Origin of the sequence: Nonomuraea mangrovi (assembly GCF_042681425.1) — a bacterium.
GTDB classification, from domain to species: domain Bacteria; phylum Actinomycetota; class Actinomycetes; order Streptosporangiales; family Streptosporangiaceae; genus Nonomuraea; species Nonomuraea mangrovi.
The window spans coordinates 152,599-173,786 of record NZ_JBHUFV010000055.1 but is presented as its reverse complement, the minus strand read 5'-3'; the positions used below and the strand labels follow the sequence as shown (position 1 = coordinate 173,786).

Genomic DNA, 21,188 nt, shown 5'->3' with positions numbered 1-21,188 from the left:
ACAAACTGAGAGTGGGCGCCCTCGCCCTATCTCCGCAGCTACGTCTTGGACTCATTCATCTAGGCGAAACCCAGCTCCTCGCGGGCCGCCTCTATGACGGGGGTGCGGCCCTCCTCCAGGTACTGCCGCAGCGGTATCCCCGCCGGAACCTCCCGATACGTGGCGGTCATCAGACGGTCGGCGAACTCGCGTGTGACGCGCTGCAGGGCGGGGCTTCCCGCGATCTCGATGTATTTCTGGCGGAGCCACATCAGGTCGGTCTTCGCGTGAACATCCTCGGGCAGCTCATCTCCGAGGTGGCGCCGCATGGCGATGGTCCCCACCTGCTGGCTGATGTCCAGGAAGTCCAAGATCGCGTGTTTGCGTTCTTCTCGCATGGTGGCTTCGCCGGCGGCGTCGACCTCCCTCTTCCTCTCTCTCGTGGCCACCAGCTGGCCAAGGAGGGTGGCGGCGGCGCCCACGAGGACGCCGCCCATGGGCAGCAGCGTCTCCACAATGGCGGCCATGGCGGAACCCCCTTCGGTCCCTCGTGCCGACGGGCGGCGGTTCCGCGCGCCGTACTGCTGTCGCTGACGAGGCGGCCGGCCGCGGCCGGCACGTCAGCCGCAGCCTAAACACAGACTGACCTGCGCTCCAAGCGTCCTCGGACGCCACGCGGGCGGCGGGCGGCGAGGTCCACTGATCAACGGTCTTTCTGGTCTTCGGCAAGTTTGTCCAGCCGCGGGTGAGAAGTCCCGCAAAGCGCGGCGAGTCTGTCGACAAAGGTCGTGTACCTCACCATGCTCGACAACAGGCCAGACTGTGACTCTCTGTGACGGATCGCTGGCCCCCACGTGGAGCAGAGTGATACGGAGCGGACTCATGGCTGAGCAGGGACGCGTGCGCTGGAAGCGCTTCGGTCTCATCTTCGTTCCTGTCGCGGCCATGACATCGCTGCTGATCGGCGCCATGGCTCAGGGCGTCATCGGCGCGACGTTCGTGGTCTCAGGCGACACGTTCAAGCTCTTCACCGGCGAGCTGCGCGGTCAGGGCTTCGCGCTGGCCGGCGGCGTGGTGCGCACCAAGAAGGGCCAGGTCATACCCGTCGTGGTGACCGGCGTCCGGCGAGCCGTGGCGACCGACCTGTGCCAGAGCGTGCTCATGAAGACCCCTCTGGGCGCCGTGACCGTCAGGATCACCGGCGGCCTCGGCGGGAACGAGGTGACGGTCGATGACCTGGTGGTCGACGTGGCGGCGGCCCAGAGCGCGGCCTCTCTCAGGGACATCGAGCTGGGCAGGGACGCCAGCACCCTGGACGAGGTTCCCGGGGTCAGGGGCCCGGCCGGCACCTTCGGCGGGCAGGGCAGGGCGCTCACGCTCCGCAACGTCAAGCTGAGCGCGTGGGCGGTCACGGCCGCGACCTTCAGCCTGCCCGATCTCGGCATCAAGGTGATGCCCGGCGTACACGAGTGCTTCTAGGCGGGATCGGCCCCGTCGCCGTGGGAGACCGGTCATGACGCGAGCCGGAGGGTGGAAGATCATGAAGTCGTGGCGGCGTTCAAGGCCGTTCTGGGGCGGGCTGTTCATCCTGGTGGCGGGGATGGAGCTGCTCTCCATCCCGCTGACCGTCAACGCGCTGTCGGTGGCCATCAGGTTCGGCACGGTGGGAGCGACCTACCTGATCGCCCTGATCATGATGATCGTGGGCGTGCTCGTCTGGTTTCAGCCTGGCCAGCGGGTGTTCCTCGGCCTGGTCGCCGTGCTGCTGTCGATGGCGTCCTTCGTCTACTCCAACCTGGGCGGTTTCCTGGTCGGCATGACCTTCGGCCTGCTCGGCGGCATGCTGGCGGTCGCGTGGACCCCTGTCAGCCGGCCGGACACGCGCCTCGACACCCTCGACGTCCGGACCGTGCTCGCCGCGGCGCGGGCGGCCCTGTCGCGCACGAGCGCGCTGAGCCAGGCGGTGATCGGCGAGGGCAGGCGCCCGCGGTGGTCGGCGTCAGTGACGCGGGTCCGCGCCGATGCTCGTCCGGCGGACGCGAACGCTCGTCCCGCGAACGCTGACGCGCGTCCGGCGGACGCGAACGCTTGTCCCGCGAACGCTGACGCGCGTCCGGCGGACGCGAACGCGAACGTGGACGCTGTCGCGGAACTGGGGAAGTCGGCGAGGTGAGGCCGCAGGTTCACGGCTCTCGCATGGCGGTGAAGGCTTCGCGGTCCGGCAGGTTCACGGCTCTCGCATGGCGGTGAAGGCTTCGCGGACGCTCGGGAAGACGGGGAGCCGCTGGGTGGCGCCGTCGTGGTACGGGTTGGCTCGTAGTTGCCCCAGGACGGGCTCGTGCACACGCGCCAGCGCGACCCGGCAGCCGAGCGCCCGCAGGTCGAGCGTGAGCTGGGCCAGAACGTCGGCGGCGGTGGCATCCATGTAGAACACCGCCTCGAAGTCCAGGATGACGCACCGTGGCGGCGGCGACCCGGCCGCGACCGACGTGAGAAGCCGCTGCCGGATCCATGCGGCGTTGGCGAAGAACAGCGGAGCGTCGGCGCGGTAGATGAGGATGTCTGGATGCGGCGACGGCCGCCCGGCGAGCTCATGGGCCTGACCGTCGTCACCGGTGACACTGAGGACGGCGTCATGCGGACGGGCGGCGCGGCGCAGCAACTGGGCGACCGACAGCACCACCGCGACGAGCAGGCCCACCAGTACGCCGAAGGCCAGCACCCCTGCCATGCTGATGAGCGCGATGACGCTTTCCACGCGGTAGCTCCGCCATAGCCGCACGAAGCCGGGGACGTCGACGAGTTTGGGCGCGCCCACGATGACGATGGCCGACAGCACCGCCATCGGCAGCAGCGCCATGATCGGCCCGCCGGTGAACAGGACGAAGACGACGATGCCCGCGGCCACGAGCGAGAAGAGCTGGGAGTGCGCGCCGGCGCCGCGGGCTGACAGGCTTCGCGAGGTACTCGCCATGGGCGGGAAGCCGCCCAGCGCGCCCGAGGCGATGCTCGACGCGCCCAGGGCGGCGGACTCCCGGTCGAGAGAGACGTGTTCGCCGGAGCCCGTGGTCCGGCGGACGGCGCTCACGGTCTCGACAGAGGCGACGAGGGCCATGCCCGCCGCGGGGATCAGCAGCGCCCACACGTCCTCAAGGCTCGTGTAGAGCCGCGCGAGGGTGGGCGGGCCGCCGGACACCGGCCCGACCACCGCGACGCCGTAACGGGCCAGCCCGAACGCGGCTGACAGCGTGATCGCGGTCAGGCAGACCACCAGCCCGCCGGGCAGGGCGGACACGCAGCGCTTGAGCAGGACGAGCGCGACCACCGCGCCCAGACCCATCGCCGCGGTGAACGGCTTGACCTGCTCCAGGTGAGTGCAGACCTGCCACATTTTGCCGAGCGGATCGGTCCCGTGCGTCGCGACCCCCAGCAGCGGCCCCAGCTGCCCGGCGATGACCTCCACCGCCACCCCGGCCTGGTACCCGAGCATCACCGGCGCCGACAGGAAGTCGGAGAAGCCCTGCAACCGCAGTGCCGCCCCGACCAGGCACCACATGCCCATCAGGAGCGACAGAACCGCCGCGAGCGCCGTCGCCCTGGCGACATCGGAGCCCGCTCGCTCGTGCACCACGCTGAAGGTCAGGAGCGCCAGCGTCGACGAGGGCCCCACCGACACGAACCGCGTACGGGTGAGCAGGGCGAAGACCGTCGCGGCGCCCAGCGCTGTGTACAGGCCGGCGGCCGGCGGCAGCCCGGCCAGGGCGCCGTAGCCCAGCGCCTGGGGAAGCAGGGTGACCGAGATGACGAGCGCGGCGACGACGTCCGCGCGTAGCGAGCGTGCCGAGTACTGTCCCAGCTGGCCGAGAAGCGGGATCGCTCTCGTCGCGGACCTGACACCTGCGCCCATCTCATCATCATGTGTCCGGCGACAGCCGGGGATCCCTAGGTGCGTCCGTTGACGTCGTAAAACTTGGATCCACGTCGAGGGCACTCGCCGCGATCATCAGCGCGGGAAGACGGTCTCCCAGTCGCCGGCCATGCTGACGACGGTCCAACCGGCGCGCGCGGCGGTCTCCTTGATGGGCTCCGCTTCGGTCAGGGTCGCCGCCTTGCCGGCGTACGCGAACTCGCGCTCGGCGTCGTCATGGTCGACGAGCAGCGCCAGAGCCGGCCGGTCCGTGGCGACGGCCCATTCGAGCATCTCGCGGTCACCGCCGGAGTTGCCGGCGGCCAGGATCGGGCGCCGTCCGAGCTGCGTCTGGATGTTGGCGACCTTGACGGGCCCTTCGTTGGCACCACCGAGGACCCTGCCGGTACGGCGGAGTTCTGGGCGCCCGGAGCCGTCCCGCCCGAAGTCGTAGGCGATGAGCGTGCCGACGACGAGTTCGGACGGCACGCCGTAGAGGTCCTCGCTGACGGCGCGGACGAACTCGGTGCCGCCCCCGGTGACGATGCCGACGGTGAAGTCCTGCCGGCGGAGCTCGCCGATCAGCTCGAGCATGGGCTGGTACACGGTCGCGCTCATCGGCCGGCCGAGCGCGGCGTGGGTCGCCGTCGCCATGAAGGTCCGGACCTCGGCGGTGAACGCTTCGGGGGTGAAGCCCTCGAACAGGCCCGCGAGCGCGAGCGCGATGCGCGCCAGGCCGAGCTCGCAGACCCGGTCCTGGTCGCCGCTGAGGAGCGCGGCGAACTCGTCCCGCTCGCCGATCGACGGGTCGTCCGCCACGCGCCGGCGCAGAGCGCTCAGAAAGAACTCGAGCTGGACGTACGCCGGCCGCTCACACCACAACGTGCCGTCGTTGTCGAAATAGGCCACCCGATCGGCCCGCGGCACCGAGCGGGCGGCGTCGAGGAACCCGAGGAGCGCGTCCCTGGTCGCGCCGGGCCGCCATGACGGCAGCGGGGTCCCGGCGGTCACGACCCGCCACCCGTCACGTGCCCGGAGGCGGAGGAGCCCCAGACGCAGCGGAATCCGATGTGGCTCATGCCGGTGTCGATCATCTGCGGTCGGCGCGCGGCGGGCCGGTACCGCAGGCAGTAGGTGTCGGCGCACAGGTGCGACCCGCCCTTGATCACCTTGCGCGGGATGCGGAACTGCGGCTGCGCCGGGTCGTAGCTCGAGCCGACGTCACCGCCGCGGGGATTGCGCGGGACGCAGCACGGCGACGCGGCCTGGTCAGGGTGCCGCCCGGTCCACCAGTCGGAGGTCCATTCCCAGACGTTGCCCGCCATGTCGAACAACCCGTAGCGGTTCGCCGGAAAGGACCCGACGGGCGCGGTCCGCGACCAACCTGACTCCCCCGTCGAGCGCCAGGGGAAGTCGTCTCCGTCCCAGGTGTTGGCCATGATGCGACCCCCAGGCCGCGGCTCGTCGCCCCACGTGAACGCGGCGCCCTCGAGGCCGCCGCGAGCGGCGTACTCCCACTGCGCCTCGGTCGGCAGCGCGGCGCCGATCCAGGCCGCGTAGGCGGCGGCGTCCTCGTAGGCGACGTGGACCACCGGATGGTCGAGACGGTCGCCGACGTCCGAGCCGCTCCCCTCGGGGGAGCGCCAGCACGCGCCCGGCGTCCACCTCCACCAGAGGCTGAGATGCCGCAGGTCGACCGGGCCGGGCGTCGGCACGAACACCATCGACCCCGGCACCAGGTTCTCCGGTGGCGCGCCGGGGAAGTCCGCCGGGTCCAACGGCCGTTCGGCCACGGTGACGTAGCCGGTCGCCGCCACGAACGCGGCGAAACGACGGTTGGTGACGGCGACCGGGTCGATGGCGAACCCGTCCACCCGCACCTTGTGGGCCGGCGCCTCCTCGCGGTAGTGCTCGTCGGAGCCCATCGTGAAGACCCCGCCGCCGAGGCGGATCGAACCGTCGCAGCCGTGAGTCGCCCCCACCTCGCGACCGCCGAGCCGTCCGGTGCCGCTCACGCGCTCGGTATCCCGGCGCGCAGCCTGTTCAACACCTGGTCGATGTTGAAGCTCGCCGGAGCCTGCCGCGGCGGGAAGTCGGCGAAGGTCGAGAGCATGCCGGCCACGTACGACTGCGCGGGGACCAGCGCCCACGCGTGATCGAGCAGCCAGTCGTAGTAGGTGTTGGAGGTGATGTCGGCGCGCTCGTAGGGGTCGGTGCGCAGATTGAAGATCTTCGGGACGCGCAGCTCCGAGTACGGCTCGGCCCACACGCGCAGCGTTCCGGCGGCACGCTGCTCCAGGAACACCAGCTTCCAGTCGTAGAACCGCAGCGCGGTGAGGTCCCCGTCGTCGGAGACGTAGAAGAAGTGCTTGCGCGGGCTCTCGTCCACCTCGCCGGTGAGGTAGGGAAGCTGGTCGTGGCCGTCCAGATGCACCCGGTACGACGTGCCGCCGAGCTCCGTACCCTCCTTGAGCCTGGCGGCGATGTCCGGCACGCCCGCCGCGGCCAGCAGGGTGACGAACCAGTCGTTGTGGCTGACGATGCCGTTGAGCACGACCCCGGCCGGGATCCTGCCCGGCCATCGCACCACGGCGGGAACGCGGTACGCGCCCTCCCAGTTCGAGTTCTTCTCGTTGCGGAACGGCGTCATGCCGGCGTCGGGCCAGGTGTTCATGTGCGGGCCGTTGTCGGTGGAGTACATGACGATCGTGTCCTCGGCGATGCCGAGCTCGTCGAGGACGGCGAGCAGGTCCCCGACGAGGTCATCGTGGTCGAGCATCGTGTCGTGGTACTCCGACTGCCAGCGCCCCGCGCGGCCCCTGCTCTCCGGCTTGCAGTGCGTGCGGAAGTGCATGTGGGTGGAGTTGAACCACACGAAGAAGGGCGTGCCGGCCTGGCTCTGGCGGCGGATGAAGTCGACCGCCGCGTCACGGAACTCCTCGTCGCAGGTCTCCATCCGCTTCTTGGTGAGCGGTCCTGTGTCCTCGATGCGCTGGGTGCCGTCCTTGTCGGCCCATGAGCGGATCACCCCTCGCGGCCCGAACCGCTCCCTGAATCCGGGGAACTCCTCCTCGGTCGGGTAGTCGACCTGCTCCGGCTCCTCCTCGGCGTTGAGGTGGTAGAGATTGCCGAAGAACTCGTCGAAACCGTGCGCCGTCGGCAGGAACTCGTCACGGTCGCCGAGATGGTTCTTGCCGAACTGGCCGGTGGCGTACCCGTGGGCCTTGAGCGCGGTGGCGATCGTCGGGTCCTCGGCGCGCAGCCCGATGTCGGCGCCGGGCATGCCCACCTTCGTGAGGCCCGTCCTGTAGGGGTTCTGGCCGGTGATGAACGCCGCTCTGCCCGCTGTACAGCTCTGCTCGCCGTAGTAGTCGGTGAACCGCACGCCCTCTTCGGCGATCCGGTCGATGTTGGGAGTGCGGTAGCCCATCAGCCCGTCGCTGTAGCAGCTGAGGTTCGTGATCCCGATGTCATCTCCGAAGATGACCAGGATGTTCGGTCGCTCCGGCATGCATCCCCCAGGTCCACATCGCCCGACAAACACAGACGTGCTCCGTTCGACCAGCATCACTCCCCGTCCGGAACATCCGGGCCATTGGGTTGTCAAGATTCGAATGGGCAGTGACCAAGAATGCGCGGCACACCCTGGTCGCACCCGGCCGGTAGACCGGTCGGCACTTCCCCCGCCTGGATCCGGACCGTCCCAGGTGTGGGCAGGGACGGCCCGGTTCAAAGAAGTGCCAACGTTCGTCCACAGCCGGAGTGCGGACCTTCCCAGCCGCTTCCACGACGACCACAGCGATCTGGAGAGCGACGACCGCCGGCACCAGCGGATCATGACCCGGCAGTAGCCCCCTCGCTGACGGCCGACGATCCCGCTCAGGTCAGGACGCGGAGCGGGGTGCCGGAGAGGAAGGCGGTGACGTTCTCGGCGGCCTCGCGGAAGTACGTGCGGTAGTTGGTCATGGTGACGTAGCCGAGGTGCGGGGTGGCCAGCACGTTGGGAAGCACTCTGAAGGGGTGGCCGGCGGGCAGCGGCTCGATGTCGAAGACGTCGAGGCCCGCGCCTGCGATCGCGCGACTCTCCAGCGCCTGGACGAGTGCCGGCTGGTCGACGATGGCCGCGCGTGAGGTGTTCACCAGGTAGGCGTCCGAACGCATCGCCGCCAGGTCCTTGGCGCCGATCAGGCCGCGGGTGCGCTCGCTCAGGACGAGGTGGATGGAGACGAAGGCGGATTCGGACAGCAGTGCCTCCAGCGAGGGCGCCAGCCGTACGCCGGCCTCGTCGGCACGCGCGCGGGTGAGGTTCTCGCTCCAGGCCACGACGTCCATGCCGAAGGCCTGGGCGACCTTCGCGACCTGGGAGCCGATCTTGCCGAGGCCGACCAGACCGAGTGTGGCGCCGTGCAGGTCCGTGCCCCGGTGGTCAGCCACGGCCCGTCGGCGCGCATGGCGGCGGACTCGGGGACCAGGTGCCTGGCCAGGCCCAGGATGAGCGCCCACGTCAGCTCGACGGGCGGCGAGGAGAAGCTGCCGGTCCCGCAGACGGTCACGCCGTGGGCTCTGGCGGCCTCGAGGTCGATGGAGGCGTTGCGCATGCCGGAGGTGATCAGCAGCCGCAGCTTGGGCAGCCGGGCGAACACCTCGGCGGGGAACGGCGTGCGCTCCCTCATGATCACCACGATCTCGTCGTCGGCGATCGCCGCGACGAGGTCGTCGATCGAGGCGATGTGCTCCTGGATGCTCCTCGCCTCGACGGCGGTCCAGCCGGCCAGGGTGAGAGCGACGTTCTGGTAGTCGTCGAGGATGGCGCAGCTCGGCATGGCCGGACCCTACCAAGCGGACGTTATCAAGGTGAGAGCGGGCAAAGATGATGTTGGCGGTGTCACGCCCTAATATCCGGCTTTGTGATGATTCGAGCATTGGCGGCCACTGCGGCTGGCCTGTTTCTTTTCTCCGGTACGGCTGCCGCCTACCCCATCAACGGCGCCCCCGACCTGACCGCCAACCCCCTCTACGAGGAGGGCAAGCTCACCAAGACGTCGTGCGCCCTGAAGAAGGGCATGACCAGGTCCGCCACCGAGAAGTACGTGCGGTCGCTGGTCGTCTGCCTGGGCAAGGCCTGGGACAGGCCCGGGATCAAGGTCGAGATCCACTACCAGCGCGACGGCAAGAAGAAGTACAAGTCCTGGCCCTTCGTCACCCTCGACGGGATCTACGTCGGTCTCGCCGACGACTGGATCAAGGCCAAGAACGACCTGCGCGTCTTCCACGAACTGGCCTCCGTCTACGGCGAGGTCGTCCAGGTGCAGACCGGAATCGCCAAGGCGGCCAAGACACTCGACTTCCACGGCGACCAGAAGGAACTCGACGAGCAGGAGCGCCGCTACGCCTACCAGCAGTCGTGCTTCGCCGGAGCCGCCGCCAGGGCGCTCGGCCGCCCGGCCAAGAGCTGGAAGTCGCTGCTGAAGGGCAACGAGCTGGCCTGGTTCGACCGGGGCTACAAGGCTGGCGGGCCGAGCGCCTGCAACACGTGGAAGGCCTCGTCCGCCAAGGTCGCGTGACGGGCCGGCCCGCGGGGAGCGGCGAACGGCCGTCGGCACGCCGAAGGTCCGTGGCTCCCGCATGTGACTCCCCGCGACGCCGGCCCTGCGGTCTCCGTCCCAACACTTCGGACACGCTGCGCGCGGCCGGAATCGACGGGTTGTGACCCGGACCGCGACCCTTCTACCGGATCACCCGGTACGTCAGATGGGTGACGAGGCTGGTGCCCCAGGGGTCGCCGAGGGGTTCGAGGGCGATGTCCCCGACGTTGTCGAGCAGCCGCTCGCCGCTGCCGAGGATCACGGGCGCGACGTGCAGGCGCAGCTCGTCGACGAGCCCTGCCGCCAGGTACTGGTTCACCGTCTCGGCGCCGCCGGCGATGGCGACGTCGCGATCGCCGGCGGCCTCGCGCGCCTGCGCCATCGCCGCCTCGATCCCGTCGGTGACGAAGGTGAACGTCGTGCCACCCTTCATCGTCACCTGCTCACGCGGGTGGTGCGTGAGGACGAAGACCGGTGCGTGGTACGGCGGCTCGTCGCCCCACCAGCCGTTCCACTCCAGGTCCCAGACGCCGCGGCCGGGGCCGAACATGTTGCGGCCCATGATGAAGGCTCCGGCCGCGGTGATGCCCTCGATCACCGCGGCGTGCTGCTCGGGCTCGTCGAACATCCACTGGTGCAGGCGATCGCCCACGCCCTCGCCGAGCGGCTTCTCCAGGCTCTGGTGCGGTCCTGCCACGAAGCCGTCGAGGGACATCGCCATGTCACAGGTGACCTTGCTCATCTCGCTACCTCCCGCGTTTCCGGACGCTCGTCTGGCGCCGCCTTCAGAGGGAGGTCGGAGCTGTCCGCCTGTTCTCTACATGCCGGCCGGAATCCTTTTCAGCCATGCGGGTCGCAGGACGGCGAACACCATGTCCACGGCGTTGACCGGACCTGACGTCTGCCCCTCGGCGGGTCCGCGCGCGTACCCGCGCGGCGCGCCGCCATCCCCGACCCGTTCAGAGACGCAGATGACCGCTGGGCGCGGGGAGAACGAAAAAGAGGCCCGGGATCCCTCCGAAGCCCCTTCTCACCTGCACCTACTGGCCGCGACCATCTCCCTGTACATCACTCACGTCATCCGCCGGTTCGGCAACCGGATCCTCAACCTCAGCCCGCCGACAGCCGAGCCAACCACCCGTCTCGATCTCGAATCTCGGGTCTTGTTCGCGCCATGACGAGGAAGGCCTGATCCAGAACCTCGTCCGGAATCAATGACATGAACAGCCGCCACAGGCACGGGTTCCGGTACATGATCGGAATCATGGACCTTCCCGTACATCCTCTCGTCCTCCAGCATGTCGGCTAGCGAACCGGTATGAGCGCCGCCCACGACCGCACCATGGGCGTGCTGCTGACGTCGCAGGCGTTTCGCGGTCTCGGGTACGGCGTGGCCGCCGTCCAGCTCGGCGCTCTCATGGGCAGCGATGGGCTGTCGGCCACCGAGGTCGGTCTGGTGCTGGCGGCGATTCTGGGCGGCAGCTTCCTCGCCAGTCTGGTCCTGGCTCGGTGGGGCGACCGCCTCGGCCGCCGCCGTGCCTACGCGGGCCTGTACGCCGCCCTGCTCCTGTGCGGCCTGGTCATCGCCACCGGCCTGCCCTGGTGGATGCTGGCCGTGGCCGCCTTCAGCGGAGCGATGTCAGTCGAGGTCATCGAGTCCGGGCCGTTCACCACGCTGGAACAGGTCATGCTGGCCGGCACCGGCCGCCCCCAGAAGCAGGTCGTGCGGGGATTCGGCCTCTACAACGCGGTCGCCGCCGTCGCCGGGACGCTCGGCGCGCTCCTGGGGAGCCTGCCCGCCGACCGGGGACTGCTCGGCGGCATCCTGGCCGGCACGGCCGCCGGCGGAATGCTCCTCACCCTCCGGCTGCCGGCCACCGTCGAAGCTCCGGCACCGACTCCGGCACACGGACTACCGCAATCGCGCATACTGGCCCGCTCCCGCGGCCCGGTGGCCCGCCTGGCGGGCCTGTTCGCCACCGACAGCCTCGCCGGCGGGTTCGTCATCCAGGCCTATGTCGGCTACTGGCTCGCCGTCCGCTTCGAGGCCACCACCCACACGATCGGGATCACCTTCGCCGTGGCCGGGATCCTCCAGACCGCCTCGTTGCTGGCCGCGCCGTGGGTGGCCAACCGGATCGGGCTGCTGCCCACGATGGTCTTCACCCACCTGCCCGCCAACGTCATGCTGGCCGCAGTGCCGTTTGCTCCCTCTCTCCCGCTGGCGATCGCCCTTCTGCTCGGGCGTGCATGCCTGTCGTCGATGGACGTGCCCACCCGGCAGGCGTACGTGATGGCGATGGTCCCGCCCGAGGAACGCACCGCCGCCGCCGCGATCACCAACACCGCCCGCTACCTCACCAGGCCCCTGGGACCGGCGCTGGCAGGCGTGCTGCAATCGGTCAGCCTGGCCGCGCCGTTCCTGTTCGCCGGGGTCACGAAGATCGGCTACGACCTCGCCCTGTGGCGGATCTTCCGCCACAGCCGGCTGCCCACCGAGCCCCCGCCCAGCCGGGCACACTGAACACCCTCGATCATCCAAGGACCTCCTTCATCGTTTCGGCCAACGAAGACCAAATCGCTCGCGCACCCGCTCGCGCAGCAACAAGCCGAAGCGGTGCTCAATGCCGCAGAGCCGTCGGACCTCCACGCGTACGTGGTGCTCAGTCTCACGACGGGCATCCGTACCGAGGAAGCCCGCGCGCTGCGTTGGGATCACGTAGTCGCCTGGGTGAAGTCTCGGAGATCCTGGCGTCCGGTAACCGAGGCGGGGTTCGCTCACGAGCGGTTCGCCATCTCCGTGTGGCGAGCTGATCGAGTGTGAGGCGACACCAAGACGCGCAAGTCGCGCCGACTGACCCGCGAAAAGTCGGTGATCGGGAGGATGTCGGAGGGGTGGGCTCGGGATGGCTCTGCCGAGCGGGATATGGCAGCCGGGTGCGAAGCTTGTCCGTGGCCGTTGTCACTCAGTCGTCACTCACCCGAGTACCCTCCGTTTACTGATCGCCTACTGAAACGGTCGTGGCGGCCCTCAGGGGCCGGTTGGTGCCCGATGAGCTGTCGGGTCCTTCCAGCGAAGGGGCGCCATCCCCGACCCGCTCAGAGATGGCGGACGCCGGTGGGCAGATGATCACTGGTGCGGGCCGCGTTCGGCAATCTTCACTGCGGTTTGCGGTGGTCGGACGATCATGGAAATGATGTCCGGATGACCTCCCCCCGCCCATTAGTATCGTGGCGGCTCCTGATCTTCGGCCTGGCCGCCGCCGCGCTCTCCGGCTCCCTCATGTTCGCCGGTCCGAGTCTGTCGGCAAGCACCTCGGGGCCGCACCGACTCGACTTGGGCGTTCTCAGCGGGGTCGGGGGAACTCTCGTATCCGTCCTCCTGGGATTGCCGTTCGGGGTGCTGATCGACCGGGTGCGGCGCCGCCGGTCCGTCATGGTGGTGATGGCTCTGCTGGGGACGGTGGCGGTGGCCTCTGTTACGGCGGCCGACGCCCTGGGTACGCCTGGCGGGCCGCACGTCATCGCGATCGTCACGGTGACGGCCGCCCTGAAGGCGGTGGCGCCGGTCGGTCAGGACGCCATCCTGCCGTCGGTCGTCGGGCGTGAGCACCTGATACCGGCGAACGCCTTGCTGTCCGTGTTGCCACAGGCGCTGTTCCTCGGTCTGGGGTTGGTGCTGCCCTCCGCGCTGGAACGGGACGAGTTCGCTTTTCTGGTCATCGTCACCGTGGCGGTGGCGGTGGCGGCGTTGCTGTTCCGCAGCGTCGACGTCATCGAGGAGCCACCGCCGCCCAGAGCGGGGATATGGCGAGAGATGGTGGAGGGGATTGGCTTCACCGTGAAGCAACCGGTGCTCCGGGCGATCGCTGTCTACCTGCTGGCGTCGGCGCTGTTCGCGGAACTCGTCGACGAGGTGACGGGAAAGGCGCTGAACGCGGCGATCGACGTGTCCGCGATGAACATGCCGTTGGGTGAGTACATCTGGTTGTCGAGCATGGTGTCGATCTACGGTGTGACCCTTCTGGGAGCGGTGCTGGCCGTCCTGCTCCACCGGAGGCTTGGCGCCTTCAGGCTGGCCTGGTCTGCCGTGCTGGTGAGCCAGCCGTTCACCCTGCTGCTCGCGTTGTCAGGTACGGGCCATGGGCATATCTGGTACATGATCGGAAGGTTCGTCCCGCTGCTCGGGACGATCGTCGCGGCCATCGCGCTGCTCAGCCACCGCCAGGCGATCACACCCGACCGGCTGCTCGGCAGGGTGTGCGGCCTGCTGCTCGTGGTCACCAGCCTGGCGGGCGCTCTGGGGGAACTGCTGGAGACGCCAGTCGAGTGGTTCACCGACCTCAACGGCTCCTCGTCCACGCCGCTGGCCCTGCTCCCCGGACCGGCCCTGGCTACGGTGGTCGCGCTCGCCGCCGCCGTCCCGCTGCTGAGAGCACGACACCTCGTGGCTGGCACCACCCCGGAGCCAACGGCCGCCCGATGACGGATCGGGTCCTCAACCTGAACGGGGCCGCGCACTCCGTCACTCGTTCGTTTCGATCATGAGTGACCATGGCGCCTGTCGAGGCCGTCGCCGATCTCGTCGGGCACTCCGGCACGACAGACTGCGGTGGCTCCCCATGAAGCGCTCCGGCTTCGTTGGAGACTCGTCCCTTGAGAGGATCGAGTCATGGCAGCCAAGTCCGACTGAGTGGGCCGCGATCAACTGAGTGGCAGGGCTAACACCACTCGCGTGCAGGGTGAGGAGGGTTCGGCGCCCTTAACTCAAGAACTGTTGCTTAGCCTGCTCGCGGCGACATCTGTCACGCGGGTTCGGTGCGGCCCCGCCGTCCCGGTGGGTGGAGGGGCCAAGACCTGCTGGGAATCGATCTATCCGAGCACCGGGTAGTTCGCGCGGAACACGTTGTGCGGGTCACGGGCCCGCTTGATCTCCCGCAGCCGCGCCAGCGTGGCGCCGGAGAAGGACTGCGCCGCCGTGTCACCGGGGGACAGCACGGTGTACGGCTTGCGGCCGCTGATGTAGGCCTCCAGGTCGGCCACGACCTCAGCCTGCTTGGCGCGCGTCGCATCGGCCGCGTGCGGCAGGCCGAGACCCACCAAGCCGAGCAGGTACGGCTCAGCCACCGCGCCACTCGCACCGGCCCCGCCGTCCAGCTCGGCGAGCGCTCCGCCCAGGTGCCTGATCTGCACGTTGATGAGCGGTTCGACCGGCTTGGCCAGCAGGCGCTCCACCGCGTCCGCGTCCAGGCCGGTGAGTAGCTCCGCACGAGCGATGGACGGGGCCGGATCGGTGGGCTCGGCGGCGATGTCACCCAGGTCGGCGACCGGGACGACGCCGCGGCTGTCGGAGATCGCGCCCTCGATCTTGTCGATGCGCCCCAGCAGGTCCTCCCCCTGAGCCGCCTCACCGAGGTAGGCCAGATCCAGCGTCACCATCGGCGACGCGCCGGGTGGCTGGAGCCGGTTGATCCAGACACTGAGTTCACGCGGCGCCTCGGCGGTGATCTCCAGGAACGCGTCGTACACCTCCCTGGTCCGGTGCTCCGGCCAGATCACGCGCCCGCCGTACAGGACTGGCACGGGATACAGTTCGAGTTCGAGGGCGGTCACCACCGCGAAGTCCCCGCCACCGCCGCGCAGCGCCCAGAACAGCTCGGGATCGGACTCGGCGGTCACCCGGCCCGGCTCGCCATGGGCGTCCACGATGTCGACAGCCCGCACGCTGTCGGAGGCGAAGCCGTACTTGCGGCTGAACCAGCCGACCCCACCGCCCAGGGTGTAGCCGGTCACGCTGACTCCCGGCGCGCTGCCGGCCAGGCCGGTCAGACCCAGCGGACCGGCCGCCGCCAGCACCTGCCCCCACTTCGCGCCCGCGCCCACCCGGACAATGCGCTCCTGCGCGCGTACCTCCACCTCGTTCAGGAGGCCGGTACGCAACAGGATCAGGCCTTCCACATCACCCGAGGCGCCATGCCCGCTCGGCTGCGCGGTCACCGTCATACCCGCCCGCCGCGCGTAACGCACGAGGGCCGCCACGTCATCGGCATCCGCGGCCTCCACCACGGCCGCCACCGGCTGCTTGACGGTCAGATTCCACGCGGTGGCCGCCTGTTCGAAGCCGTCGTCACCGGCCAGGAGCACGCGCCCCTTCAGGACACCGCGCAGATCGTTGATCGTCATCGTCGTCTCCTTTTCGAGTTCTCAGAAAATGCGAAGGAATACCGTGCACCCCTTCGGGGCGTGCAGACGTCAGGCGGGCTGCGCGGTGGGTGCTGGGGCAGTGGCCTTGCGGGCCTTGCTGGTCTCGCGGAGGATCAGCAACCCCGTGATCGCGATCACCGCCGAGGTCAGGCCGTGGATGCCGAACGCGGCGGCAGCGGAGCCGTGGTGGGCCATGACGTTGACCATGTCGCCGAACGGGGCGACGGCCACCATCAGCAGGACCCAGCCCAGGGCGCGGCGGTGGGCCGTCACCAGCAGGACGCCCATGGTCAGACCCATCGCGATTTCGCGGCTGCCCTTCACGATGGGGAAGCCGCTGTCGCCAGAGGGCCAGTTCGGCAGACCCGGGAAGGACGTCTCGAGGGGCAGGACGAAGGACAACCCGAGGTAGAGGGTGAACAGGACGACGGCGGTGGCCAGGACGGTGTTGAGCTTCTTCAGCGACATGGTTGTTCTCCTTTGATGTTCAGACCGGGCAGGGTTCAGCCGCGGACACGGCGGATGTGGCGGGCGTAGCGGGGGCGGCCGATGACGTGCCAGATGAGGCGGACCGGGGTGGCGAGGCCGCTGAGGACGATGGCGCGCTCGGCCGGGTTCGCGTCTTCCAGGATGGCGCCGAAGAGCGTGAGCAGGGTGAGCTTGGGAGTGTTGTTCACCAGGTGATCGCCCAGGGAGGCCCACTCCTGTTGTGTGATGTGCTTGGCCGCGAGCGGGAGGAGGGTGGCCTCCTCGTCGTCGAGGTGTTCCAGCAGGACCGCGCGGTGCTCGGAGAGGGCGGCCACGAGGGTGTCGCGTTCGTCGGCGCCCGCGGTGGCCTCCCAGGCGGGGACCGTGGCGTCCAGCCTGGTCAGGGTGGCCGCGACGCGTTCGTGCTGGGCCTCCATGCGCAGGACGATGTCGGCCTCTAGGTCCACCCGGGAAAGCAGCGGCGGCCACAGCAGCTCGTCCTCGCCCTCGTGATGGTTGTGCAGGCCCAGCCGGTAGACGCGGAAGTGGTCGGCGATCACCTTGGCGCGAGCGGTGTCACCTGGGGTGACGGCCGCGACGAGCTCCATCAGCAGCCGTGACTCACGGCGGAGCACGCGGTGGACGATCTCCATGTCCTGGGTGTTGACGCTCATCTGTTCCTGCCCTCGGCCGGTTGCGATGTGTTCAGGCTGCTCCCGGGTATTTGGAGGGGGCTTGGAGCCGATTTGGAACGTCCACTTACGATGTGCAGATCATGGTCTTCATCCGGGTGCTGGGCGCGTTCGCAGCGGAGGTAGACGGTGCCCCCGTTCACCTCGGCGGGCCCCGGCAGCGGGGCGTGCTGGCGTTGCTGGTGGCGGCGCGTGGGCAGGTCGTGCCGGTCGACCGGATGATCGAGGATCTGTGGCGCGGGGAGCCGCCCGCGCGGGCGCTGATGTCCCTGCAGGCGTATGTGTCCAACCTGCGTCGGATGCTGGAGCCCGGACGTCCGCCGCGCACGCCGGCCCGGCTGCTGGTCAGCGCGGCGCCGGGTTATGCGCTGCGGCTGCCACCGGAGGCCGTGGACGCGTGGCGGTTCGAGGGCCTGCTGGGCCAAGCGCGTACGGACACCGACCTACGCGCCGCGCAGGCTCGGCTCGCCGAGGCGCTGGGGCTGTGGCAGGGACCGGCGTTCGCCGAGGTCGCCGACGAGCCGTGGGCCGCCGCCGAGACGGCCCGGCTGAACGAGCTACGCCTGGTCGCCACCGAGCTGCACGTCGCGGCGGGTCTGCGCATCGGCGACCCCGCCGCGGTAGTTCCCGAGGCCGAGCGGCTCACCCGCGACGAGCCCCTCCGCGAGGAAGGCTGGCGGTTGCACGCCTTGGCACTGTGGAGCAGCGGCCGCCAAGCCGACGCGCTGGCGACGCTCCGCCGCGCCCGCGGCATCCTCGCCGAGGAGCTCGGGCTCGACCCTGGCCCGGACCTGACGGCGTTGGAGGAGGCGATCCTCACCCAGCGCACAGACGTCCTACGCGCGACTGTGCCCCCGCCCCCGCCTCCGCCCCCGCTGACCGCCCCGCTGCCGCAGGTGGCCCCTCTCCCGGGGACGGCTCCGATCGTCGAGGCGCCGTTCGTCGGACGCGAGGCACAGCTGTCGGCACTGGTCACGGCCGCCACCGGGGCCGCCACCGACGGAGCCCGTATCGCCCTTGTCACCGGCGAGGCCGGGCTCGGCAAGTCGACGCTGCTGGAACACCTCGGCAAGCGGCTCGAACGTGACGGGTGGCTGGTCGCCGTCGGCCGCTGCCCCGAGGTCGACAGCGCGCCGCCCGCGTGGGCCTGGACTGAGGCGCTGAGCGCCGTCGCCGCGTCCACGTCCCCGGGCGAGTTCGCGGACGACCTCGCGCCGCTGCTCACCGACACCGAGCCGGTGAACGCCGACGCCACCGCTGGACGGTTCCGCCTGCGCCAAGCCGTGTGGAAGTGGCTCGCGGCGGTCGCCGCGGAACGCCCGGTAGCCGTCGTGCTGGACGACCTGCACTGGGCGGACGCCACCACGCTGGAACTGCTCGGCGGCGTCCTCGGCATGCGGGCCCCGATCCTGGTCGTCGCCGCGTACCGCGCGGACGAGAGCGGACACCTCACCGAAACGCTGGCCTCCCTCGCGCGTGCCACGCCCCTCCGCCTGGCGCTGCCGGGGCTGAACGACGAGGCCGTCGCGGAGCTCGTACGGGCCGAATGCGAGGCCGACGAGGAGACCATCGCAGGGATCGCGGAGCGCACCGGCGGCAACCCGTTCTACGTGCGCGAAAGCGCCCGGCTGCTGAACGGCGAAGGCGCGCTGGTCGCCCTCTCCGAGGTCCCCGAAGGCGTACGGGACGTCCTGCGCCGCCGGCTCGCGCGCCTGCCCGAGGGAGGCGTGTCCGTCCTCCGGCTCGCCGCGGTCGCAGGCCGGGAAAGCTCAGTGGACGTCCTCGTCAAGGCCGCCGACACCGACGAGGACGGGGTGATGGACGCCCTGGACGCGGGCGTCATCGCCGGGCTCCTCGACGAGCCCGGCCCAGGCCTCATCCGCTTCGTCCACGCCCTCGTCAGGGACACGCTCATCGCCGACGTCAGCAGATTGCGTGCTACCCGGATGCACGCCCGAATCGCCGCCGCTCTTGAAGGCACCGACGACATCGCGGCGCTGGCCCATCACTACGCGCGCGCCGGCTCACCGAAGGCCGTCGGCTACTGCGTCCAGGCCGCCGAGTTTGCCGAGGCCCGCTACGCCCACGCCGTGGCGGCCGACCTCCTCACCGACGCCGTCACCAACTCGACCGGACCGGACGAACGCGTCGAATTGCTCGGCAGGCTGCTGCGCGCGCAGATCCGGGCCGGGGCCGTCGCAGCCGCCCGCGAGACACGCCGTGAAGCCGTGGAGTACGCAGAGTCCCTGGGCCGCGACGACCTGATGATCGCCGCATTCACCGCGTGGACAGAGCCGACCGCCTGGCAGGCCCGTACCTACGGCACGGTGGACCGGCTCATCGTCGACCGCCTGAGCCGCCTGCTGAAGCGCGAACTGACCCCTTCGGTGCGGTCCCGGCTCCTGACGGCGTACGCGCACGAACTGGTCGGCGAGGACGACCCGACCGTTGTGGAGGCAGCGCAGGAGGCACTCGACCTCGCCACCGGACCCCGGCTGCGGGCCGCGGCACTCGAGATCCTGGCCGAAGTCCACGGCGACGCCGAGCTCTGCCGGGAGCTCGTGGAGATCGGCACCGAGCACGACCTGCCGGTCTACCGCGTCACCGGGCTGCTCAACCATGCCGCCGTCGCCGCCGCCGCCAACGACCCGGTGACCATGCACCAGGTGATCACCGAGGCCCTGGAACTCGCGCGCGCCTACCGAATGCGTGAGGCGATCGCCGTCGCCGAGATCACGCTGGCGGGCCTGGCGCTCATCGAAGGCCGATTCAGCGACGCCGAACTCCTCTACATCAAGGCCGACGAGGGCATGCGGCGCGCCGGATCGGTGCACACGGGCTTTCTCCAACTCGCCCTGGCCACGATCTGGCTGAACGACGGCACGCTCGGCGCGCACCTGGACGACGTTCGCGCCCTCCACGCCGCGCTCGGCCCCATGACCTCCGACCTGCTCGCGCTCGCCCTCCACGCCAACGGCCTGGACGCCGAAGCCCGCGAGGTCCGCGCGTCACCCAGCCCGATCCGCCCCGACTTCTTCTTCACCTTCCTCACCACGTTGCGCGCGATGGCCATCGTCGCCTTGAACGACCGCGACGCCGCCGAGGAGATCTACGCGACGCTGCTTCCGCACCGCGACGGTCCCCCTGCGGGCGCCGCGAGCCTGTCGGTGGCGCTGCGTCCGGTCGCCCACACCCTCGGTGAACTGGCCGTCTTCCTTGGCCGCACCGAGGCCGCCGCCCACTTCACCCAGGCTGCCGCCATCGCCGATCGGTGGAACGCACCCCATTGGGCCGCCGAGGCCCGGTCGCGAACAACCACCTAGCGCACATCTGTGACACAGAACGTGCATTGTCTGTCACATAGGCGGCCTTCGGGCCCTGTCCGCCCAGCTCGGCGTCCGCCGCCACGACGGCGACTCGGCCACATCATGTGTCACATCGCCTACCCGAAGGACGCCCGTGTCCGTCGTGTCCTTCCCCGGCGCCGAAGCCGACCCCGCCCAGCGCCGCCGTCCCCGCTGACCTCCCCCCACGTGCTGGAGCGAACGCGATCAGGAGGACTCGCGCACCAGCAGCACCTGATCATCGTCAGCGTCAGGCTCGTCGTCGGAGTACCGGGCGAGCTCCTGCGCGCGGACGCCTCAGCGTCGTCGGCGCACGCGACCTGGAACGGCCTAACGCGAAAGGCCAGTTTCCGATCAAGGAAACTGACCTTTGTGCTGGGTCGGGGTGGCGGGATTTGAACCCACGGCCTCTTCACCCCGAAGCAAATCGAATACATATTCGACTGCTTCGCGGAAGCGGTTTGCCCAGTATGGAAGCGTCCACGGATGTCCGCCTACGACCGTGATCGTCTTCAGTCGTTGTCACTCAGTTCGTCACTCACCCGAGGGTCTTATAAGGCTGTTCACACGCCTTCCGGGCCAGGCTGCAGCCTCCTACTTCGGCAAGGGCTTTGCTCTTGTGACCTCCGCTGACGCTCTGGTGACGAATTCTTCGACGGCCTCACGCACGCCGTCGCCTCGTTGAGTCAGAGCGGCCCTGTCCTTGGAATCGTGCATGTCAGCAGTGAGGGCCATCGCGCTCTCGGCAAGGCGTGTGATCTCGGGATCATCGGCAAGGAGGCGCACGCGATAGAGAGAGTGCCATGATGCAGCGCGGAGCCTGTACGACGTCGCTTTGGCCTCGTCATAGGCTGTGTCCTCTTTGCCCTCGAACGCCTGCAAGGCGCGGTTGTACTGGGCGGAGCGGAATTCAAGGACGGTCCCGGCAAACCCGCTGTAGACCGCCATTCGCTCCTCGCGGAGGCGCGCGGAGATTGTGAACTGTTCGGCTCTTTGGGCGGTTCGCTGC

General features: G+C 69.7%; 17 protein-coding genes and 1 pseudogene. 6 read left to right on the top strand and 12 right to left on the bottom strand.

Annotation, left to right across the window (positions count from 1 at the left end; translation table 11 throughout):
• Positions 1-59: 59 nt before the first annotated feature.
• Positions 60-506: a hypothetical protein gene (locus ACFSKW_RS37670; RefSeq protein WP_379578172.1), complete on the bottom strand. Its 447-nt coding sequence runs from the start codon at positions 504-506 to the stop codon at positions 60-62.
• A gap of 355 nt (positions 507-861) precedes the next feature.
• On the opposite strand from ACFSKW_RS37670, the gene ACFSKW_RS37665 reads away from it, so the two are divergent.
• Both ACFSKW_RS37665 and ACFSKW_RS37660 read left to right on the top strand, forming a co-directional pair.
• Entirely contained in the window at positions 862-1,458 is a 597-nt protein-coding gene (locus tag ACFSKW_RS37665; protein ID WP_379578170.1) for a DUF6230 family protein, read from the top strand.
• 34 nt (positions 1,459-1,492) lie between these two features.
• The gene (locus tag ACFSKW_RS37660) at positions 1,493-2,152 is read left to right on the top strand and encodes a DUF6114 domain-containing protein (RefSeq protein ID WP_379578168.1); all 660 of its coding nucleotides are present in this window, start codon (positions 1,493-1,495) and stop codon (positions 2,150-2,152) included.
• 54 nt (positions 2,153-2,206) lie between these two features.
• Here the strand turns inward: ACFSKW_RS37660 and ACFSKW_RS37655 are convergent, their stop codons facing one another.
• From ACFSKW_RS37655 to ACFSKW_RS37630, 6 genes and pseudogenes are all read right to left on the bottom strand, one after another.
• Positions 2,207-3,886 carry a SulP family inorganic anion transporter gene (locus tag ACFSKW_RS37655; RefSeq protein ID WP_379578166.1) on the bottom strand — a complete coding sequence of 560 codons (1,680 nt, stop codon included), beginning with the start codon at positions 3,884-3,886 and terminating at the stop codon, positions 2,207-2,209.
• 96 nt (positions 3,887-3,982) lie between these two features.
• Positions 3,983-4,897 carry an HAD family hydrolase gene (locus ACFSKW_RS37650; RefSeq protein ID WP_379578164.1) on the bottom strand — a complete coding sequence of 305 codons (915 nt, stop codon included), beginning with the start codon at positions 4,895-4,897 and terminating at the stop codon, positions 3,983-3,985.
• The gene (locus ACFSKW_RS37645) at positions 4,894-5,901 is read right to left on the bottom strand and encodes a formylglycine-generating enzyme family protein (protein ID WP_379578162.1); all 1,008 of its coding nucleotides are present in this window, start codon (positions 5,899-5,901) and stop codon (positions 4,894-4,896) included. The genes ACFSKW_RS37650 and ACFSKW_RS37645 overlap by 4 nt, the downstream gene beginning before the upstream one ends.
• Positions 5,898-7,397 carry an arylsulfatase gene (locus tag ACFSKW_RS37640; RefSeq protein ID WP_379578160.1) on the bottom strand — a complete coding sequence of 500 codons (1,500 nt, stop codon included), beginning with the start codon at positions 7,395-7,397 and terminating at the stop codon, positions 5,898-5,900. Before ACFSKW_RS37640 ends, ACFSKW_RS37645 begins: the two co-directional genes overlap by 4 nt.
• A 368-nt stretch (positions 7,398-7,765) precedes the next feature.
• A complete protein-coding gene (locus ACFSKW_RS37635; protein ID WP_379578181.1) occupies positions 7,766-8,320 on the bottom strand; it encodes an NAD(P)-dependent oxidoreductase in 555 nt (184 codons plus the stop codon).
• Positions 8,321-8,448: 128 nt separating this feature from the next.
• Positions 8,449-8,559: pseudogene (locus ACFSKW_RS37630) on the bottom strand (D-2-hydroxyacid dehydrogenase family protein); the annotation flags it as partial.
• Positions 8,560-8,808: 249 nt separating this feature from the next.
• Here ACFSKW_RS37630 and ACFSKW_RS37625 point away from each other — a divergent pair.
• Positions 8,809-9,450 carry a hypothetical protein gene (locus ACFSKW_RS37625; protein ID WP_379578158.1) on the top strand — a complete coding sequence of 214 codons (642 nt, stop codon included), beginning with the start codon at positions 8,809-8,811 and terminating at the stop codon, positions 9,448-9,450.
• A 163-nt stretch (positions 9,451-9,613) separates the two neighbouring features.
• Here the strand turns inward: ACFSKW_RS37625 and ACFSKW_RS37620 are convergent, their stop codons facing one another.
• Entirely contained in the window at positions 9,614-10,213 is a 600-nt protein-coding gene (locus ACFSKW_RS37620; protein ID WP_379578156.1) for a dihydrofolate reductase family protein, read from the bottom strand.
• A gap of 576 nt (positions 10,214-10,789) precedes the next feature.
• Here ACFSKW_RS37620 and ACFSKW_RS37615 point away from each other — a divergent pair.
• The gene (locus ACFSKW_RS37615) at positions 10,790-11,995 is read left to right on the top strand and encodes an MFS transporter (RefSeq protein ID WP_379578154.1); all 1,206 of its coding nucleotides are present in this window, start codon (positions 10,790-10,792) and stop codon (positions 11,993-11,995) included.
• Between the two features lie 681 nt (positions 11,996-12,676).
• Positions 12,677-13,957 (top strand): MFS transporter, encoded by a 1,281-nt coding sequence (locus ACFSKW_RS37610; protein WP_379578153.1) that lies wholly within the window; start codon positions 12,677-12,679, stop codon positions 13,955-13,957.
• Between the two features lie 386 nt (positions 13,958-14,343).
• On the opposite strand, the gene ACFSKW_RS37605 is transcribed toward ACFSKW_RS37610, so the two are convergent.
• The 3 genes from ACFSKW_RS37605 to ACFSKW_RS37595 form a co-directional block, all read right to left on the bottom strand.
• On the bottom strand, positions 14,344-15,654 hold the full coding sequence (locus ACFSKW_RS37605; RefSeq protein ID WP_379578151.1) for an FAD-binding oxidoreductase: 1,311 nt from the start codon (positions 15,652-15,654) through the stop codon (positions 14,344-14,346).
• Between the two features lie 69 nt (positions 15,655-15,723).
• Positions 15,724-16,143, bottom strand: coding sequence for a DUF4267 domain-containing protein (locus ACFSKW_RS37600; protein ID WP_379578150.1), 420 nt, complete (start codon positions 16,141-16,143; stop codon positions 15,724-15,726).
• 35 nt (positions 16,144-16,178) lie between these two features.
• Positions 16,179-16,817, bottom strand: coding sequence for a hemerythrin domain-containing protein (locus tag ACFSKW_RS37595; protein WP_379578149.1), 639 nt, complete (start codon positions 16,815-16,817; stop codon positions 16,179-16,181).
• A 101-nt stretch (positions 16,818-16,918) separates the two neighbouring features.
• Between ACFSKW_RS37595 and ACFSKW_RS37590 the strand changes: the two genes are divergently transcribed.
• Positions 16,919-20,158: a BTAD domain-containing putative transcriptional regulator gene (locus tag ACFSKW_RS37590; RefSeq protein ID WP_379578147.1), complete on the top strand. Its 3,240-nt coding sequence runs from the start codon at positions 16,919-16,921 to the stop codon at positions 20,156-20,158.
• A gap of 615 nt (positions 20,159-20,773) precedes the next feature.
• Here ACFSKW_RS37590 and ACFSKW_RS37585 read toward each other — a convergent pair.
• The gene (locus tag ACFSKW_RS37585; protein ID WP_379578145.1) at positions 20,774-21,127 is read right to left on the bottom strand and encodes a hypothetical protein; all 354 of its coding nucleotides are present in this window, start codon (positions 21,125-21,127) and stop codon (positions 20,774-20,776) included.
• Between the last annotated feature and the right edge of the window lie 61 nt (positions 21,128-21,188).

What these genes read in the sequence shown, in the direction of transcription:
- ACFSKW_RS37590 (WP_379578147.1), top strand. Translation starts at nt 16,919, where the DNA reads ATGGTCTTCATCCGGGTGCTGGGCGCGTTCGCAGCGGAGGTAGACGGT.
- ACFSKW_RS37665 (WP_379578170.1), top strand. Translation starts at nt 862, where the DNA reads ATGGCTGAGCAGGGACGCGTGCGCTGGAAGCGCTTCGGTCTCATCTTC.
- ACFSKW_RS37605 (WP_379578151.1), bottom strand. Translation starts at nt 15,654, where the DNA reads ATGACGATCAACGATCTGCGCGGTGTCCTGAAGGGGCGCGTGCTCCTG.
- ACFSKW_RS37610 (WP_379578153.1), top strand. Translation starts at nt 12,677, where the DNA reads ATGACCTCCCCCCGCCCATTAGTATCGTGGCGGCTCCTGATCTTCGGC.
- ACFSKW_RS37600 (WP_379578150.1), bottom strand. Translation starts at nt 16,143, where the DNA reads ATGTCGCTGAAGAAGCTCAACACCGTCCTGGCCACCGCCGTCGTCCTG.
- ACFSKW_RS37655 (WP_379578166.1), bottom strand. Translation starts at nt 3,886, where the DNA reads ATGGGCGCAGGTGTCAGGTCCGCGACGAGAGCGATCCCGCTTCTCGGC.
- ACFSKW_RS37585 (WP_379578145.1), bottom strand. Translation starts at nt 21,127, where the DNA reads ATGGCGGTCTACAGCGGGTTTGCCGGGACCGTCCTTGAATTCCGCTCC.
- ACFSKW_RS37660 (WP_379578168.1), top strand. Translation starts at nt 1,493, where the DNA reads ATGACGCGAGCCGGAGGGTGGAAGATCATGAAGTCGTGGCGGCGTTCA.
- ACFSKW_RS37595 (WP_379578149.1), bottom strand. Translation starts at nt 16,817, where the DNA reads ATGAGCGTCAACACCCAGGACATGGAGATCGTCCACCGCGTGCTCCGC.
- ACFSKW_RS37615 (WP_379578154.1), top strand. Translation starts at nt 10,790, where the DNA reads ATGAGCGCCGCCCACGACCGCACCATGGGCGTGCTGCTGACGTCGCAG.
- ACFSKW_RS37640 (WP_379578160.1), bottom strand. Translation starts at nt 7,397, where the DNA reads ATGCCGGAGCGACCGAACATCCTGGTCATCTTCGGAGATGACATCGGG.
- ACFSKW_RS37620 (WP_379578156.1), bottom strand. Translation starts at nt 10,213, where the DNA reads ATGAGCAAGGTCACCTGTGACATGGCGATGTCCCTCGACGGCTTCGTG.
- ACFSKW_RS37670 (WP_379578172.1), bottom strand. Translation starts at nt 506, where the DNA reads ATGGCCGCCATTGTGGAGACGCTGCTGCCCATGGGCGGCGTCCTCGTG.